At 31.2% G+C, this 18,647-nt stretch carries 14 protein-coding genes; 1 reads left to right on the forward strand and 13 read right to left on the reverse strand.

The window, feature by feature from the left end:
* Positions 1–322 precede the first annotated feature (322 nt).
* The 6 genes from J2Z44_RS15045 to J2Z44_RS15070 all read right to left on the reverse strand — a co-directional run bounded on the left by J2Z44_RS15045 (position 323) and on the right by J2Z44_RS15070 (position 8,554).
* Positions 323–487 (reverse strand): hypothetical protein, encoded by a 165-nt coding sequence (locus J2Z44_RS15045; protein ID WP_021285561.1) that lies wholly within the window; start codon positions 485–487, stop codon positions 323–325.
* A 450-nt stretch (positions 488–937) separates the two neighbouring features.
* On the reverse strand, positions 938–2,602 hold the full coding sequence (locus tag J2Z44_RS15050) for a glutamine--tRNA ligase/YqeY domain fusion protein (protein ID WP_021285562.1): 1,665 nt from the start codon (positions 2,600–2,602) through the stop codon (positions 938–940).
* 491 nt (positions 2,603–3,093) lie between these two features.
* Positions 3,094–3,297, reverse strand: coding sequence for a cold-shock protein (locus tag J2Z44_RS15055; protein ID WP_021285563.1), 204 nt, complete (start codon positions 3,295–3,297; stop codon positions 3,094–3,096).
* 240 nt (positions 3,298–3,537) lie between these two features.
* Positions 3,538–4,599, reverse strand: a complete 1,062-nt coding sequence (locus J2Z44_RS15060) for an HD-GYP domain-containing protein (RefSeq protein WP_021285564.1) — start codon at positions 4,597–4,599, stop codon at positions 3,538–3,540.
* 301 nt (positions 4,600–4,900) lie between these two features.
* On the reverse strand, positions 4,901–6,373 hold the full coding sequence (locus tag J2Z44_RS21980) for a methyl-accepting chemotaxis protein (protein WP_021285565.1): 1,473 nt from the start codon (positions 6,371–6,373) through the stop codon (positions 4,901–4,903).
* A gap of 669 nt (positions 6,374–7,042) precedes the next feature.
* A complete protein-coding gene (locus tag J2Z44_RS15070) occupies positions 7,043–8,554 on the reverse strand; it encodes an FAD-dependent oxidoreductase (protein WP_021285566.1) in 1,512 nt (503 codons plus the stop codon).
* A gap of 186 nt (positions 8,555–8,740) precedes the next feature.
* On the opposite strand from J2Z44_RS15070, the gene J2Z44_RS15075 reads away from it, so the two are divergent.
* Positions 8,741–8,923 (forward strand): hypothetical protein, encoded by a 183-nt coding sequence (locus tag J2Z44_RS15075; protein WP_021285567.1) that lies wholly within the window; start codon positions 8,741–8,743, stop codon positions 8,921–8,923.
* A 125-nt stretch (positions 8,924–9,048) separates the two neighbouring features.
* Here J2Z44_RS15075 and J2Z44_RS15080 read toward each other — a convergent pair whose 3' ends face one another.
* From J2Z44_RS15080 to J2Z44_RS15110, 7 genes are all read right to left on the reverse strand, one after another.
* Positions 9,049–9,915, reverse strand: a complete 867-nt coding sequence (locus J2Z44_RS15080) for a tRNA 2-thiocytidine biosynthesis TtcA family protein (RefSeq protein ID WP_021285568.1) — start codon at positions 9,913–9,915, stop codon at positions 9,049–9,051.
* Between the two features lie 293 nt (positions 9,916–10,208).
* The gene (locus J2Z44_RS15085; protein WP_021285569.1) at positions 10,209–10,391 is read right to left on the reverse strand and encodes a hypothetical protein; all 183 of its coding nucleotides are present in this window, start codon (positions 10,389–10,391) and stop codon (positions 10,209–10,211) included.
* Between the two features lie 100 nt (positions 10,392–10,491).
* Complete coding sequence (locus J2Z44_RS15090) at positions 10,492–11,907, reverse strand: erythromycin esterase family protein (protein WP_152513308.1); 1,416 nt, start codon at positions 11,905–11,907, stop codon at positions 10,492–10,494.
* 153 nt (positions 11,908–12,060) lie between these two features.
* Entirely contained in the window at positions 12,061–13,002 is a 942-nt protein-coding gene (locus tag J2Z44_RS15095; RefSeq protein ID WP_021285571.1) for an AEC family transporter, read from the reverse strand.
* 356 nt (positions 13,003–13,358) lie between these two features.
* Positions 13,359–15,548: a DNA topoisomerase III gene (locus J2Z44_RS15100; protein WP_021285572.1), complete on the reverse strand. Its 2,190-nt coding sequence runs from the start codon at positions 15,546–15,548 to the stop codon at positions 13,359–13,361.
* Positions 15,549–16,341: 793 nt separating this feature from the next.
* Complete coding sequence (locus J2Z44_RS15105; RefSeq protein WP_021285573.1) at positions 16,342–17,265, reverse strand: patatin-like phospholipase family protein; 924 nt, start codon at positions 17,263–17,265, stop codon at positions 16,342–16,344.
* 153 nt (positions 17,266–17,418) lie between these two features.
* Entirely contained in the window at positions 17,419–18,393 is a 975-nt protein-coding gene (locus J2Z44_RS15110) for a polyprenyl synthetase family protein (RefSeq protein ID WP_021285574.1), read from the reverse strand.
* Between the last annotated feature and the right edge of the window lie 254 nt (positions 18,394–18,647).

Here is an 18,647-nt window from a genome sequence, read left to right on the forward strand (position 1 = left end):
AAATTAAACTTTTTATTATAGGCTCTATGATGAATAAAATTCATAATGAATAAGATTCATCTCCAAAACCCATTAAGAAACCAAGATAGCTTTAATGCCTAAATTAAGTGCTAAAATTGGTTTCTTAATACATAACTTTGAAAGGAGATTTTTCTCCTTTCAAAGTCATTTAACTTACAAAGCTTATTTTATAAACCTTATCTAATTCGGAAGTGATCTTCCATTATCAGTAAGAGTTTAATCTTCACTTAATGCAAGTAGTATTATATCAAACTTTTGAAAAAAACTCTACCTAGTTCATGGTTTTAAGGAGAATTAACCTCTAATATTTTATTCCCTTTATATTATTTTTTCTTTGTATTTCTTGAACTTCCTCAGGTTTTAGTCCTGTTATAGCTCCTATTTGATCCATACCTACATTTTCTCTTAATAAATTCTTAGTTACTTCTACAGCATCCTCGTGCATTCCTTTTGGCATTTTTCTCATATAAAAAACCTCCTCTTCAAATATACTGTATAGTTCTTTATAGATGAGTTTTTAAATTTCATCTTTAAAGTTATAAAGAAAATTGAAGTAAATTCCTTTATAATGTAAGGAATTTTAACTCAATTTCATAACTATAGTATTTGAAGAAAAGGTTTATTTATAGCTGTTAAATTATCACTACTAACTTATAATTCTTATAAAGCATCCACTATTTTCATGGTCTTTTTAATTTTTTCTAACAATTACAAAATAAAACTTTGTTTATATATAAAAACTGCTGTTAAGACAAAATGATTTAATATGTAAGTCATTGCTTTCTGTTTCTTTCATTAGGGTATTCAAATGAAGCTTTAATAGCTATCCTTAAAATATAAAGGGACTTAAAGTTAAAATTTAACCTTAAATCCCCTTGAAATAAACTACTTCATTAATTAATTTAATATTATCTTATTACTTTTCTACTTTGAAAGAACTTTTTAAAGATACAATTCTATTAAACACTGGTTTTTCTTCTGTTGTATGCTTTGTATCTACATTGAAATATCCATGTCTAAAGAATTGGAACTTATCTTGAGGTTTTGCACCTTTCATATCTGGTTCTACAAAACCTTGTAGTACTTCCATTGAGTTTGGATTAACATTTTGTAAGAAGTCCTTGCTATCATCTTGATTTTCATCTAAGATTAGCGGGTCATATAGTCTAAACTCTGCTGGGATTGCGGATTTTGCATCTACCCAGTGAATTGTACCCTTAACTTTTCTTCCAGTAAAGCCACTTCCACTCTTAGTTTCTGGGTCGTAAGTACAATGAACCTCTACTACATTTCCATTTTCATCTTTTACAAAGTCATTACACTTTATAAAGTATGCACCTTTAAGTCTAACTTCATTTCCTGGGAACAATCTAAAATACTTCTTAGGCGGCTCTTCCATAAAGTCATCTTGTTCTATATAAACTTCTCTTGAGAAAGGCACTTGTCTTTTTCCCATGGATTCATCATCTGGGTTATTTTCTATATCTAGCATTTCAACCCCATCTTCTGGATAGTTCGTTATAACTACCTTTAATGGTCTTAAAACTCCCATAGTTCTTGGAACCTTAGGTCCTAAGTCCTCTCTTATAAAGTATTCAAGCATTTGAGCATCTACAACGCTATCGTTTTTAGCAACACCTATTTCTCTACAGAAATTACGAATTGCTTCAGCAGTATAGCCTCTTCTTCTAAAACCAGCAATAGTTGGCATTCTTGGGTCATCCCACCCGTCAACTACCTTTGCATCTACAAGTGCTTTAAGTTTTCTCTTACTCATAACAGTGTTAGTCATGTTAAGTCTTGCAAACTCAATTTGTTGAGGCTGACCTTCCATTTCACACTCTCTAACTACCCAATCATATAGTGGTCTATGGTCTTCAAACTCTAAGGTACAAATAGAATGTGTTACATCCTCAATTGCATCCTCTAGTGGATGAGCAAAGTCATACATTGGATAAACACACCATTTATCTCCTGTATTATGATGAGTTGCATGAGAAATACGATAAATAATTGGATCTCTCATATTGATATTTGGAGAAGACATATCAATTTTTGCTCTTAAAACCTTCTCTCCATCTTTGAACTCACCTTTTCTCATTCTATCAAATAAGTCTAAATTCTCTTCTACTGTTCTATTTCTAAATGGACTTTCTTTTCCTGGCTCAGTTAAAGTTCCTCTATATTGCCTAATTTCCTCTGGAGTTAAGTCACAAACATAAGCTTTACCCTTTTTAATTAAAAGAAGAGCTCTATCATACATTTCTTCAAAATAATCTGAAGCAAAAAATAAATTATCCCAATCAAAGCCTAACCACTTAACGTCTTCTTTAATAGACTCTACATATTCTGTATCTTCCTTTACCGGATTTGTATCATCAAAACGAAGATTTGTTTTACCTTTAAATTCATCAGCTAACTCAAAGTTTAATACTATTGACTTTGCGTGACCGATATGTAGATAACCATTTGGTTCTGGTGGAAAACGAGTTATAATTTCCTTATGCTTGCCACTTTGTAGGTCGTCCACCACAATTCTTTTAATAAAGTTTGACGAAGTACTAATATAGTTATCTGCCATTTAATTCACTTCCTTTTTTATTATTCTATTTAGTCATCTTCAAAAAATAAATAAGTCAATCTGCTCGTCTATTTTGTGCTATACTGCGTCAACAGAACCCATAGATAGCCCCACTATATGCGGAACCTGTTTCCTTGTCTATAACAAAACAACCTTCACATCTTTAACTTATTATTTATTTTCAGATGCCTTATAGCTAAACAAGCTCCTACCTATATATCTCTTAGTTAAAAAAGTTTATCCATTTTAGGAAAAACTGAGATATTTACAGTAAATTTATCTTACCTATCTCTTTTGGAGAAATCTGAGTTAAGACTTAACATATATATGAGTCCTACTCCATTTCCCCTAACACTCATACATAAACTTAAATATACCACAAAAGGTTAATTTATGCTATTCCTTAGCAAGGTAATATTCATATATTTTGAAAAACCCTAGGGTTTTATCCCTAGGGTAATGCTCATTTATATTATGCATTTTCAAATAACTTACATTTTTTGAACATTGATAGCTTGAAGTCCTTTTTCACCTTCTACTACATCGAAAGTTACTTCTTCACCCTCATGTAAGTCCTTATCATGAGTTTTTTCTTTAACTTGAGAATGATGAACAAATACATCGTTTCCATTGTTACCTGATATAAATCCATATCCTTTTTCATTATCAAACCACTTTATTATTCCTGTTTGCATATCTAATACCTCTCTTTTCGTGAATAAATCATAATCATCACTAACTCTATCGGTATTATTATTTACATAATGATATGGATTTAATACAACATATAATCAATATTTTCCCTGTATAAATAGTTAAATAATGAACAAGTCATTTTGTTTAACAGCTTTACAAATAGCCCTAGACTGCCACTTACGGAACATTTCAGGCTTGAAACTTTAAAAGTATTATTAAGGCTAACTGAAAAATATACTCTAAAATATCATTTTTTTTACGTATAGTTCCTTGTGTTCCTTTAAATCTAAAAATTCTCCGTTAACAAGTAACAACGGTCTTGCAATATCATTTATATCAATCTTTACTATCTTACATATCTCTCCCGAATTCAACAACACCCTTTCTCCCATATAATAGTTTGAAATATGATTTAAAAATATATTGCAATATTCATAATCTAACTTCCCCATACTATCTTTGCGTATTATTTCTAATGCTTCAAATGGAGCTTTTCTTTGTTGATATACTCTATCTGAATTTACTGCGTCAAATACGTCAGCTATTGCTATAATTTTACTAAATATATGTATATTTTCCCCTTTCAACCCTAATGGATATCCAGAGCCATCCTCTCTTTCATGATGAGTAAGGACAGCATATCCTACAGCTTTATTTAGAAATGGTATTTCTTTAATGTAGTTATACCCTATAACCGGGTGAGACCTCATGATATTAAATTCCTTTGTTGTTAATGTCCCCGGTTTATCTAAAATTTTTTTATCTATTTTAGTTTTTCCAAAGTCGTGCAAAATTGCAGAGTATAATAGTAAATTTATTTCATTATCACTAAGTCCTATCCACTTTCCAAGAATAGAGCTTAATGCAGACACATTAACACAGTGTCTATATATAGTATCGTTTCCACTACCATGTAAAACTATATTTTTCACAACTGAACTAACGGACTCTAATTCAAATTGTATTTTTCTAGCAAATTTCTTAACTTCCTCTATATCCGATACTTTTAGATTTTCCATGCCAATAAAAATTTGTTCTGCATCAAAAGATAGTTCATTGAATATTTTATCTACCTCTTGTATATTTTTTACTTGCTTAACCTCATCGTCACTATAGGTATCTTCTTCAGAGTAAACCTCAACCTCATTGATAAAGTAACTATCCTCTAATCTTCTAATTGCTGCTTCTGTAATCGTCACACCCTTACTTATTAGCACTTGACCATTACCCCTTACATCTTCTGCTAGTCTCATTCCAACTTCAAGCTTATTAACAGACATATTTTTTTTATTAACCATCATATACCCAACCCCTAATAATTACATAAAATATTTTAAACTTAATATATAAAAAATCTAAAGAATATTATTTGTATATTCGCCAAAACTCGCCTTTATCCTTCAAGAATTACAATGATTCTCGTAGTATCTTCACCAAATTTATTTTTATTAAGTTTAGTTCAAAGTACTATTATAAAGTTATGTATTTGTTCACTTTATCTTACTCAAAATCTTTTACTTAAAAATTTGTCACTTTAGTGGCATCATTCATAAAATAAAGAGCTATCTAACCTTTATTTTTGATAGCTCTTTTAAATAACATCTATGAACTTGTAGCTATATTATTTAATGATTCACTTAATTTTCTTATATCCTCAATGGCTTTGCTTATTTCACCTATTCTGCTACTTTGATCCTCTATAGAAGTCAATATATTCTCAGTGGTTGCTGCATGCTCTTCTGAAATTGCTGAAATTCCCTCAATATTTTCTCTAACCTGCATAAATGTGTTAAACACATTTCCTATCATTTCATTCTCATTATTTATATTGCTATTAATGTGCTCAAAAGAAGTGCTTAGCTTACTGAAGTTCTCTCTCATAGTATCGGAAATAGCCTTTCCCTGCTCTACTGCTAAATCTCCTTCATGAATTTCTTTTAAAGCATTACTTGTCTTAATTTTAATACTGTCAATTATATTGTGAATGTCCCTGGTAATATTCTTACTTTCATCTGCTAAATTTCTTACTTCATTAGCAACTACAGCAAAGCCTCTTCCTGCTTCTCCTGCTCTTGCAGCCTCTATATTAGCATTTAATGCAAGAAGATTAGTTTGGTCTGAAATAGCTTCTATTCCTTGAAGGAAACCATTTATATTTTCCATGGCTTTTTCTAGTTCTGTCACAGTAATTACTGTGGCTTTTACAGAATCATTAATTGTTATAATTTGATTGCTTATGGTTTCTATATCTTTTTCACTAATGTTCACTAAATCCATAGCTGACTCTGAGGTGTTTTCTATTTTTTTAGAAGCTCCTTCTATATCTCCCATAGTATAACTAGCATTTCCTACCATTAATGCTACATTTGATATGTTATGTGCTTCTTCTTCCACACCCTTTGTTATTTCTTCCACAGATCTAGTTACTAAATCACTCTTTTCATTTATTTCATTTATATTATTATTTAGCTCCACTATATTATTATTTAACTGCTTTGCATTGCTATCAATCTTTTCCATAGTTACCCTTAATTTGTCTAAGTAATTTTTTGATTTACTACTTTCTTCCAAGGCACTTGCAATAAACTGACCTCCCCATTTTATGAGTAGATATAAAACAAATAAACTACAGTTAACTGCCACATATTTAGTGGCAAAATCTTGAAACCCAATAGATCCATAGGTTTGCTGTGGAAAAACTATGGCACCTCCAACTAAAAACAAATTTAGTACGGATCCATAGGTTATAAGAATTTTTTTGTTAAAGTAAAGTGCTGCAAGACAAGCTCCAGCCAAATATGTAACATAGAAATGACTTACATCTCCTTTTATAAAAGATGTAACGTACGCTGCAATAAATGGAGCTATACTCATTAAAGCACCCTTTAAGTTTCCGTTAATTTTTATAAAATAAACTATCACCACAAATAAAGAAGCAGCACCTGTACAAAAGAATATCTGCTTACCATACTGTAAGTCTCCTGTGGCAAAAGCTTGTCCCGATAATAATAAAGATATAGCAACTACAATTACTAAATCAAGCTTCTGTACCCTTTTTAAGTTATATAGTTCCACGATTTGACCCCCTTGTTAATTGAGTTTTTATTTTAAGTTTAATTTATTTATTAAGAATGAAAGTTAAATGATGAGCTAGTTCATTTAAACATATGGAATTAGAAACAAAGCTTAACTTATACATGAGCCCTAACCCCATTCCCATAAGAATTTATGAGAGTAAAATTCATCATTAATAGGTTAAATTCCATTATGAAACCTGCTCTATGTAATACAGCCTTATTATAATATAAAATTTCTCAAAATTCTCGTAATATTAACATATTATAACAGAAACATTAGAAAATTTAACCTGTTTCCTTAAAATTTAAATGAAATTATTATAAACATTAAAAAAGAGAGTGTCATAAGATTACTTTTTCAAGTACTTTTATGACATTCCCTTCTTTTAGCAATTACTTAGTGAAAACCTAAATTCAATTATTGAAATGATTCTTTATAAAACCTAATGTTGTAGTTCAATTCTAATACTTTCTCATATTTAGGCATCTGAAAATAAATAACAAGTCCAAGATGTGAAGTATATTTTGTGTTCACAAGCAAGCTTGTGCAGACAAGAAAACAGGTTCCGCAGATAGTGGGGTTATCTAAGGGTTCTGTTGACGCAGTATAGCACAAAATAGACGAGCAGATTGACTTATTTATTTTTTGAAGATGCCTTAATTTAAACTACAGCTGAATGAGCTTTATAGGCTCTGTAGTTGGTGCTTCAATAATTTCTCCTCTGATTGTATATCTGGAACCGTGACAAGGGCAATCCCAGCTCTTTTCAGCATCATTAAAATGAAGCTCACAGCCTAAATGCTTACAAACAATATCCACTATATACACTCTTCCCTCTTCATCTTTATAAGCTCCCACTTTTTCTCCTTTATAGATTATGTGAGTACCTTCACCAAGCTTTAAGTCTTCAAGAGTTTTTGTTGTATTATTGAGTCTTGCAGCTATTATATTTTTAGTAGCTTCCTTTACATTTCCTCCAAGTTCCATTATGGATGGAGCTAGTTCAAATCTTCTAGCAGAGAAAATGTCCCTATGTTCATTTATTTTTCCCATGATTTCATCTGTAATTATCATCGCTGCCACCATTGAACTGCTCATTCCCCACTTTTTAAAGCCTGTGGCTACATATAAGCCTTCTGTACTCTTACCATATTGACCAATGTAAGGAATATCATCTAGTGGCATCATATCTTGTGCACTCCATTTAAAATGAAGATCAAATTTTCCATCATAAATTACTTTTGCATACTCAAACAAGTTATTATAGCATTCTTGAGTATCTTCCTTTTCTCCTGTTCTATGACCCTCTCCTCCAAGAATTATGTACTGGTTCCCATTAGCTTCTTGTGTTCTAAAGGACCTTGCAGGGTTTTCATAGCTTTTGTACATACCATCAAGGGGAAAATCCGGTGCTGTTATTCCTAGTGCATAAGAGCGTTCTGCATGCATCTTAGCGAAATATAGTCCATATCTATCAAAAATAGGGAAATGAGTGGCAACCACTACATTACTAGCGTAAACTGTTCCTTCTTTAGTGATTACTTTATATCCTTTATCTTCATTTTCTAAATCTACTACCCTTGAGTTCTCAAAAATATGACAATCTCCCCCCTCAATTTTCTCAGCTAGGGCTAATAAATACTTCCTAGGATGAAATTGTGCTTGATTATCAAAGCATACTCCTCCTTTAATATCAAAAGGAAGAGAAGATTCTTCAATAAATCTAGCTGGAAGTCCAAGGCTTCTTGCTACTCTCACTTCCTCATGAAGCATAGGAAGATTTTCTTCAAGTAAAGTATATATTACATTAATCTGCTCCTTAAAATCACAATCTATTTTATTTTCCTCTATAATTTCCCTAATCTTCTGTATAGCTTTTTCATTAGCAAGTCCATATTGAGCAGCACTATCTTTTCCATAGTTCTCTGTGATTTTAGTGTAGAAAACATCGTGTAGAGATGTAATCTTGGCAGTGGTGTTAGCAGTATTTCCCTCGCAAATTCTATTAGATTCTAATAAGGTCACTCTTAACCCTGCCTTTTTTAAAAGATAAGCTGTGGTTATTCCAACAATTCCTGCACCAATAACTGCCACATCAGTTTTAAGTTCTCCCCTAAAGGTTTCATAATTTGTAATTGGTGTAGTTTCAAGCCATAAAGATCTATTAAAATTTCGCATAGAAAAAATCTCCTTTATAAAAACATTATTACATGTATTATTTATAAAGGAGATTCTAATTATTCATCTACCCTGGTGATAATTCTCAAAAATTAGTTTAATATTCAAGAAGTGTTAATTATAACTCTATCCAACTTAATACAACTATACTATAATTATACTAATAAATTTTTACAAGGAGGATTTATGAGGGATTATATATATGCAGTAATTTGTTCGATTATAACTATTCTTATTGGAGTTAGTATACTATCATTAGTTTACGATAGTGGACAAACTATGAATATTATTCATGCTATCTTATACTTAAGTGGAGTCATTACTTTTTGGTCTTACTTAATGTATAAAAGGATAAACAAAAGAAATTGATAGTATTTATTTGTATTTATAGAGTTAACTAAGAAACTTCTTATTTATTGGGCAGTAATAACAAAAATGCTTATAAAAATCACTGGCTTTAGAAACCAATTTCAAAGCCAGTGATTTTTTATCCTTTATTCTTCATCATAAAAGTCTAAGAAGGAATGCTTCTCTCCACCTTTTTCCCAACCTAAGATGGCTTCCATGTTAACATTTTCTGCCGCACGGAAAATAGATTTATCTACATCCTTAAAGTCCTCTTTAATCTTCTTAATCATATCCTTAATTTCATAACGCTTGTTTCCGATTTTCTTTGCTGCCACCATACAAGCACAGTTAAGTGGCCATATGCCAGCATTTTGAGTAAATCTTTGTATGTACTCTTCTTCCACATAGTAAAGTGGTCGAATAAGCTCTAATCCTTCAAAGTTAGCTGCTTTAAGCTTTGGCATCATAGTTTTAAAATTTCCTGCATAAAGCACATTAAGCATGGTAGTTTCAATAACATCATTAAAGTGATGTCCAAGAGCAAGCTTGTTACATCCAAGCTCCTGAGCCTTAGCATAAAGAGACCCTCTTCTCATTCTTGCACACATATAGCAAGGATAATCCTTTGCAATTTTGTCCACTACCGTAAAGATTCCAGATTCATAAAGATGAATTGGTATGTTTAAGTAGTTACAGTTATCTATAAGCAGTTCCTTAACTTGTGGATGATAACCTGGGTCCATGGCAATGAATTCAACTTCAAACTTCATTTTTCCATGTTTCTTTAACTCTTGAAATAACTTTGCAAGAATTAAGCTATCCTTTCCTCCAGAGATACCTACTGCAATCTTATCTCCTTCTTCAACTAACTTATAATCCTTTATTGCCTTTATAAACTTTGACCAAACATTTTTTCTATATGTCTTAACTAAGCTTCTCTCTATTTCTTCAAGGGGTTTTCTTTCATTAAATGGTACTAGTATCTCGCAACCGCTTCCTGCAATTTCGCTCATATGTTTTTCACCTCTAATTAGTTGTGTTATCTCTCTTAGGCATTTTCAAAAAATAAATAAGTCAGTATGTTTGTCTATTTTGAGTTGTTATTTATTTTCTAATGCCTTATTTCTTCAAATATTATAACACCTTTACAATAATTTGTCTTTGGAAAGTATTAGTTTTATCCTAAAGGTCTTATTATATTGTAAACTAAAAGAGCATAAGCTATAAACCTATACTCTTCCTCTACCTTATACAATTTAATTTTACATAAAGGTACCTAAAGTAACTACTTCTTCATTGTTCACAGCTATGCTCTCTTTGAAGAAGTTTTCTTAATACTAACATAATGTGTATATGAGCTTACTATAAGTACCACTAAAGCGACAATATGAAAGGTACTGCCAAAACCACTGGTTCTACTGGTGATAAAAGAATACCCAAGCCAAACTACACATAGAATATTTACTATTAAAGATATTTTATTACTCATACAAACACCTCCTTTAGCTCTAAACCCGCATAAATACTATATCTTCTTATCTTTACATATTTATTTATTCTTATATTTATTTCTTTATGCCTGCACTTTTTTACTCATTTATTATGACATCACTCTCTGAATTTTTTATTATAATTAAATACTGGAGATAATCTGTGGTTACACCACCCTCTGGTTTCCCATAGGGTTCTTTAACGAAATCCCACTTTAACTCTTTGCTATAAGGCGAATTATCATTATTAAGTTTTATTAAAGTATGTTTACTCTTGATAACTTCATCCATAACTTTATTGCTTTTATAACTAGATAAGGGCTGTGAATTCCCAGAAAGACTAGTAAAACAATTATCATAAAAAGTAGCTATTGTTAATATCTTTCCTTTTAATGAACTTCCTTCCTTATTCAGCTGAGCAGCAAAGTTGTTAGTTTTAACCCCCTCTTTTGATAGTATTTCCTTCTGGTAAGCATGAGCGCTTCCCCATATACCAAAGTATTTTCCCTTTGGTAGCTTTTCGTAGAGTAAGTTGAAGTTTTCTGCAATTTTTAAATCCCTAATACGCAAAATTTCTGCAAAATCCTTAGTCTTTCCATAATTTATTGTATTCTCTTGAACTTTTATCAAGTCTTTTAAATTTTTAAGTACATAGTTAAATCCAAAGTAATCTTCTTTCAGTATACTTTCGTAAGAGGCCTTCTTGCTTTCTATACTTTTATAAAGCTTTGTAAACTTTTCTTTATTCTCATTTAAATAGGTATCCACATATTTTTCCATACCACTTTTACTTTCTTCCAAATTAGAAAAGGTTTCTATATAGGACTTATACTCTTTAAGTAAAGTTAGATCACCTTTCATATCCATAGGTAAATCCTTTAAAGAAAGGACTTCAATAAGATAATTCAAATTATTATCCATATTTCCTATGTCTGGCGCAACTACCTGAATTTTATCTTCTTCCTTTAAAGTCTTATTATATTCATAAAACTTTCTCCAAAACTCCAAATTTTCTTCAGTGTTAATCAATTCTGTTATAACTTTTTCATTCCCTGTATTTAAATATTCATTGTACTTTTTTGCTGCTAAATAAGAAGTTTCACATAAGAAGTATTTAAAATTAGTTTTTTGCTTAAAGTACTTCAAAAGTTTTAATTGAACACTAGAATTATCTTTTACATAATGATATTCCCCAATTAAAAATATTTCTTTGTCCTTAGTATCCTTTTCCAACAGTTTAAGCGTTGAAAATTTATCATTATCCTCAATATCTAAGGCTGCAGTATTCTTCTTTAAGTAGTTGCTATATACCTTATCCTCTAAAGCACCATCCTTACCTGCTTCCCCCTGTGAAAAAGCACTTTCTTCACTACTTTTTTTATCAGCTTTATTCCAACATCCTGCAAGTACTACAGATAAGGAAATGAGAACAGATAATAAAACTCCCCTTTTAAACCAAAACTTCCCCATTACATCTCCCCCATTTTTATCCCCCATGGTAATTTTAGATTTCACCCCTCCATTAAGAAGTTCATTTTCTCATTTATATGTTTATATTTACATTCACATATACTTATTCTTTAGTTCCTTTAACATTATATAGTTTATCTCATAAGTTATTATGACCATTTTACCACTTATGTAATTTTATTCAAGTACAATTCCTCATTATAAGTAGTTAAAGAGCACCATATATATTGGAATAAATATTAAACTAAGTGCTGTAGTTAATGTACAGAGTACTGTAGCTTCTTTATAGTCTCCTCCATAGGCTTCTGTTACTATAGCAGATTGAGTCATAACTGGCATGGCCGCTTCAAGAATAAAAACCTTCTTCATAAGAATTGGAAAACCTAAACCTCCTATAATAAGAAACATCACTAATGGAGCTAAGATAAACCTTCCAAAAACCACGGCTACAGTTTCCCTATTGAACCTAATAGACTTTTTATCTAATCTGGTTAAAGTTATTCCCATAAAGAAAATAGAAAGGGGAGTTGTAAGACTTCCCACATAGCTGCAAGCTGATAGGAAAAACTTAGGGAGTCTTATACCTAAAAGAATTAAAATTACTGAGATTACAAAAGTAACAATTGGTGGAGTAATTATATTTTTTAAAGAGTCTAAAGAAAATATATTAGCAGATACTTGTCCACTATCTTTTTTAATACCATACACTCCTAAAGTCCAGAAAAATAGGGTATTAGTTATGTAATAAAGAAGCACAAATTGAGTGCTTTCCCCTCCAAATAGTGCTGTGTTCACTGGTAGTCCTATAAATATAGTGTTGGATAATCCAAACATAACACTAAAAAGTCCTCTTTTTCTCTTATCAACCTTAATAATTCCTCCAAGAACATGTCCAATCCCATAACAAACTATCATGTTAAGAAAAGCTAGTCCAATACCTAAGGAAGAGGTGGTTAAAACATCCTTTGTGAAGGAGGAAGTTAAGTTTACTATCATAAAGGCAGGAAGTGAAACCTTAGTTACGATTTTAGAAAAAAGCTTTCCAGTATTTTCATCAAACCAACCTTTTTTAGTTAAAACTACCCCTAAAGCAACCATTATAAATATAGTTAAAACACTTTGTAATGCATCAAGTATCATTTTAATTCTCCTTGTATAATCAATTTTGTAGTATGAATTATTTTAAGTATCTAACTTTAAAGTTTTGTTTTTATATTTCTAAATTTATTATAGCATAGATTATTTTCACAAAATAAACATAAAAATTCCAGCAAAGTGAAACCTCTACTGGAATTTTCATGTTAACCTATACCTTTTGTATGTTTTTCTTAGTTTACCTACAAAGTTATGTCAATTATTAAATTTGGCTCATTATAGATTTTAATATAAGAATTGCTTTTCCCCTATATACTAATTTAATAATGGCTCTCTTCTAACCATTTATTCTATATTTGCTCTTTTTATTTTTACAGTGTAAATGCCTAAAGCTCTGTTTATTATTTAAAATTCTTCAAAAGATCAGCAAATGGATTATTAAAATCCTCCTCAGCTTCCTTCTTCATTTTTTTCATTAGGTTATTTACTTCTTTTTTATTTACCTTGTCAGATTTTTCAAATCTTTTATTAAATACAGATACCTTTTCTCTAAAGTTACAGTTGCTATTTGGGCAAGCATAAATTTGTCCTTCACCCTCACCTCTAATTTCTAATCTCTTTTTACATTCAGGACATCTAGCATTAGTAACCCTAGCTACTCCCTTTCTGTAACCACATTCTCTATCTTGGCAAACAAGCATTTTGCCCTTTTTACCATTAACCTCAAGCATGTACTTGCCACATTCAGGGCATTTATTTCTAGTCATATTATCATGCTTAAATCTTTCTTCACTACTCTTTATTTCATTAACTACCTGTTTAGCATAGTTTTTCATTTCATTGATGTAGGTATCTTTGTTAAGGTTCCCCTTAGCAATTGCTGCTAACTTTTGCTCCCACTGTGCTGTTAAGGTTGGAGATTTTAAATCCTCTGGAACTAGCTCTAAAAGCTGCTTTCCCTTTGAAGTTATGAAAATATCCTTGCCTCTTTTTTCTATAACAAAGGTGTTAAATAGCTTTTCAATGATATCTGCACGAGTTGCAACAGTACCAAGTCCCCCTGTTTCTCCTATGGTTTTCTTTAAGGCGCTGTTTTCTGTATCCATATACTTCACTGGATTTTCCATAGCTGAAAGAAGTGTTCCTTCATTAAAAGGAGCTGGCGGTTTAGTTTCACCTTTAGTTTCTATTAGTGATATAACCTTTAGCACATCTCCTTTATTTAAGTTAGGCATGATTTGCTCTCTTACATCATCCTTAGCATCTTCCTCCTCAAAGCTATTGTCATAAACTTCTTTCCAGCCTTGAGCTAGTATAACCTTGCCCTTTGCAATAAAGTGTTCTCCACCAATACTAGTTGTTACTGATATTTGATTATATTCAAAAGGTGGGTATAAAACTGCTAAGAAACGTTTTACTACTAGGTCATAAATCTTTCTTTCCTTATCATTGAAAGAGCTTAAATCTGGCACTTCTTCTGTAGGAATTATAGCGTGGTGGTCTGAAACCTTGCTGTTATCTACAAAGGACTTGTTTCCTTTAATAGAACCCTTTAACACCTTAAAAGCTACCTTTGAATAAGGTCCTACAGCTACAGCCTTAACTCTATCTTTTAATGTATCTACAATATCTGTTGATATATATCTAGAATCTGTTCTAGGGTAAGTTAAAGCTTTATGACTTTCATATAATTTTTGCATAATAGATAAGGTTTCCTTTGCGGAAAAACTAAATATTCTATTTGCATCACGTTGAAGCTCCGTTAAATCATAAAGTCCTGGAGCAAAGGATTTTTTATCTGTCTTGCTTACTTCAATAACTTCAGCATCTTTATTTTTTAAGCTTCCCATTATTTTATCTCGTTTTTCTCTATCAAAGGTTTTAACATCCTTTGATTTGCTATCCTGCCATACAAGTTTTATATCTTTAGTATTTGCAGTAATTCCATAATAGCTCTTAGGTTTAAAGTTTTGTATTTCTTCTTCTCTTCTAGCAATTATAGCTAGAGTTGGAGTTTGAACTCTACCGCAAGACAGTTGGGCATTGTACTTGCAAGTTAGAGCACGAGTAGCATTAATTCCAACTACCCAATCTGCCTCTGAACGAGCAACAGCTGAAGCATAAAGATTTTCATAATCTTTTCCTGGTCTTAGTTTGCTAAAACCTTCTTTAATTGCCTTGTCAGTAACTGAAGAAATCCAAAGCCTTTTAAGCGGCTTTTTAACCCCAGCTTTTTCAATTATCCATCTAGCAACTAGTTCGCCTTCTCGACCAGCATCTGTTGCTATAACAATTTCACTAACATCTTTTCTATTCATTTGCTCTCTAACTGCTGAGAACTGCTTTCCACTTTGCTTTATAACTACTAACTTTAAATATTTAGGAAGCATTGGCAGATCTTCAATTCTCCAGGACTTATATTTTTCATCATAAGCCTCCGGGTCTGCTAAAGTTACTAGATGTCCTAAAGCCCAAGTAACTATGTACTTATCTCCCTCTAAATATCCATTACCTTTTTTATTACAGTTTAAAACTCTAGCTAAATCCCTTCCTACAGAAGGCTTTTCAGCAAGAACTAATATTTTACTCATAAAAACATCCTCTCAGTTTATGCAGCTTTCATTTTCAAGTTACTAATAAATGAAATCACATAATAAATTCTATATTTCTTTATAAATCTTAAATTCAACAATAGAAAAATCACTTTAATGGTTAAATTGCTTATTCTACATAGGCTTACTTAGTGGGCGATTGATTCCCTTATCTTCAAAAGTCCTTAAAGAAATCAACGTAGTTTCTCTATATAGGTTAAGCCTTTAACTTAGTTCCTTATATATAAAGTAATTTTGGTTCTAATTTGAATAGTGACTTTCTTTATAATACTAACACAAATCAAATATTTAAGAAACAATGACCCTAGAGAAACCCTGTCTAGGACTAAGTTATATATTATTCACACACTGATTACCTTAAAGCTTCTGCGTTATAAGTAAAATGTTGTTTACCTTAGAAACCTATATCCTTATGATAGTGTTAACACTTTATTTACATATTTGCCACCTAACTGAAATATAGACACTGTAATATACTAAACATAGAGTATGAATATATTCTTACTAATTAACCCCTAAAACCAAGTCGCTCCTTTTAGCTATGATTAAGTTAGTACCCTAAACCCCTACTAACTTAATTGTAAGTAAAAAAGCTACTAGAAAACCGCAAGGCTTTCTAGTAGCTTTTTACTATGCTTAAATTTGTATACCTTATATTACACTGCTTATGTGAATTTTTTCGTTATCATCACTATATTGAGCTTATTTTTTACTAGGTATAATACTTATTAAAAATCTTCACTAGCCAAGATAAAATTAATTATATATTACTTCATAGCTTTTTATAACCATCAAGTCCATTTATATATCTTTGAACATCCCATCTCTTTAGAAAGGTTTCTGTATATTTATAACCTAGCTTAAACAACAAATCTTTATATTTATACGCCACATCAAAGTCCGTAGCTGAAACTCCATCATACTCAATTATGATAGTTCTAATTAAATCCTTGTCTCTTATAAATCTTTCTCCATTTACATCTATAGGTGCAGTTACCACCTCTTTTGTAAACTTTATTAAGTTGCAATTTTTCTTTTTTTCCTTTTTTCTTACTTTATCTAACCTAAGTCCTATGGTTGGCCACCTTGGCATTCCTTCTAAATCAAAAATCCAAATAGGAAAATTGCTCAAAAGTCCTCCATCTACAATGCAGCTGTTCCCATCTTTATAACTTAAAACATAAGGAGTGAAATAAAAAGGAATACTTGCGCTCATTCTTACTGCTGTTGCTATGTCAAATTCTTCTGGGTCTATGCCATACCTTTTTAAATCTTCAGGTAATACTAGCATGTCACCCTTAGTCACATCTGAAGCTATAATTTTCAACCTACTATTGCCATTTTTCATTACATGTTTAAACTTTGTAACTCCCTTTGCTTCTAAAAGTGGTCTTATCCAGTTTTCTATGTTTTCTCCATTATGAAGTCCATTTTTGCCTAAAAACTCAAGAAATCTTGGTATTGGTATTTTCCACAGTCTTTCTCTTTTTTTGAAGCTTGAGAAGTTAGTGTTTCCTATTATGTCATAGAGCTCTTCTACAGAATACCCTGCTACAACTAAGGCTGCCATAATGGCCCCTGCTGAAGTGCCTGCACATCTGTCAACTTCATATCCATGTTCCTTAAGGGAGGTTAGTGCTCCTACAAAACAAATTCCTAAAACTCCTCCTCCTTCAAAAACCATATCTACCTTCATAAAAAAACACCTCCTAATTATCATATTCATGATAAATTAAGAAGTGTCTATATAGGCTTCCATAATGAAACTTTTTTATTGTTCTTGAAAAAGCCTTAAGGGAACCAAGGTAGGTCTGAGTACAAGTTGAGTCTTAACTTTGATTCCCTATAATTAATAATTTCTATCTAATAACTTTTCAGCAAGTTCTAATAAAATATTCTTATACGGGTTCTCTGGTAGTTTATTAATAAGTTTAAAAGCTTTATTGGTGTACTTTTCTGCAAGTTCCATTGCTTTTTCAACACCTTTATATTTTACTACCAATTCCATAATATTTGAAACATCCTCATCTGTAATAATTTCTTTCTCTAAAATAGCTTTAAATTCATCCTTATTCTTTTCCATGGCATAAATTAGAGGAAGATTGAAAATCCCTTGTTTGATATCTGCTGCTACAGGTTTTCCTAGAATGCTACCTTCAGAAGAATAATCTAAAATATCATCAATTATTTGAAAAGCCATTCCTATATTATGACCTATTTGCCAAAATTGCTTGCTTAACTTATCTTCACAGCCTGATTCAGAGGCTCCACTGTAAAAACTTAAAGAAAATAGTTCTGCAGTTTTTCCTTGAATTCTAGAAAGATATTTCTTTACAGAAGTATCTACTAAGAACTTGGAATTCATTTGATCAATCTCACCTAGACAAATTCTTTCCATAGCCCTGGAATCTATCTTAATACTTGCTAGGGAAGAAGAGTGTGTTGATAAAAGTTTGAAAGTCACACAAAACAAATAATCTCCAATATAAACTGCATAATCCTTGCCATACTTAGACTGAAGTGTTTCCTGTCCTCTTCTTGTCTTTGCATCATCTATAACATCATCATGAACCAAGGTAGCCATATGGAGCATTTCTATAGCTGCTGCCACTGACCTACTTTTTTCTTCATTGTACTGTCCAAATCTTGATGATATTAAAGAAAAGGCTGGTCTTAGAAGTTTACCACCAGAATAAATTAATTCTTTTATGGAATTTTCAATTCTTTTATCCTTACATTTAATGTTTTTATCCATTAATTGTAGAACACCTTCTAAATCTTCTTTTAATTCTGGATACTTGTCCCACATTTTGTTAACCTTCATAATATCAACCTCTAATAATTGTATTTGTATATATAACCAAGTTTTAACTATAGCTTAGTGTGTTAGTAATAAATTTAAAGTGTCATTCTTAAAATCTTATACTTAGTTAAAAACCTAAAATTCATGTGTTAGCTATAGTATGCCATTAATTGAAACTTTAAGTTGTTTCATATTAATACTATATGTAAAAAAGCTAAAAATATTTAATTATTATAGATAAATAACTTGAACAAAATCTAATTCACCAAAGAAAG

The organism is Clostridium punense (assembly GCF_017874425.1).
GTDB classification, from domain to species: domain Bacteria; phylum Bacillota; class Clostridia; order Clostridiales; family Clostridiaceae; genus Clostridium_J; species Clostridium_J punense.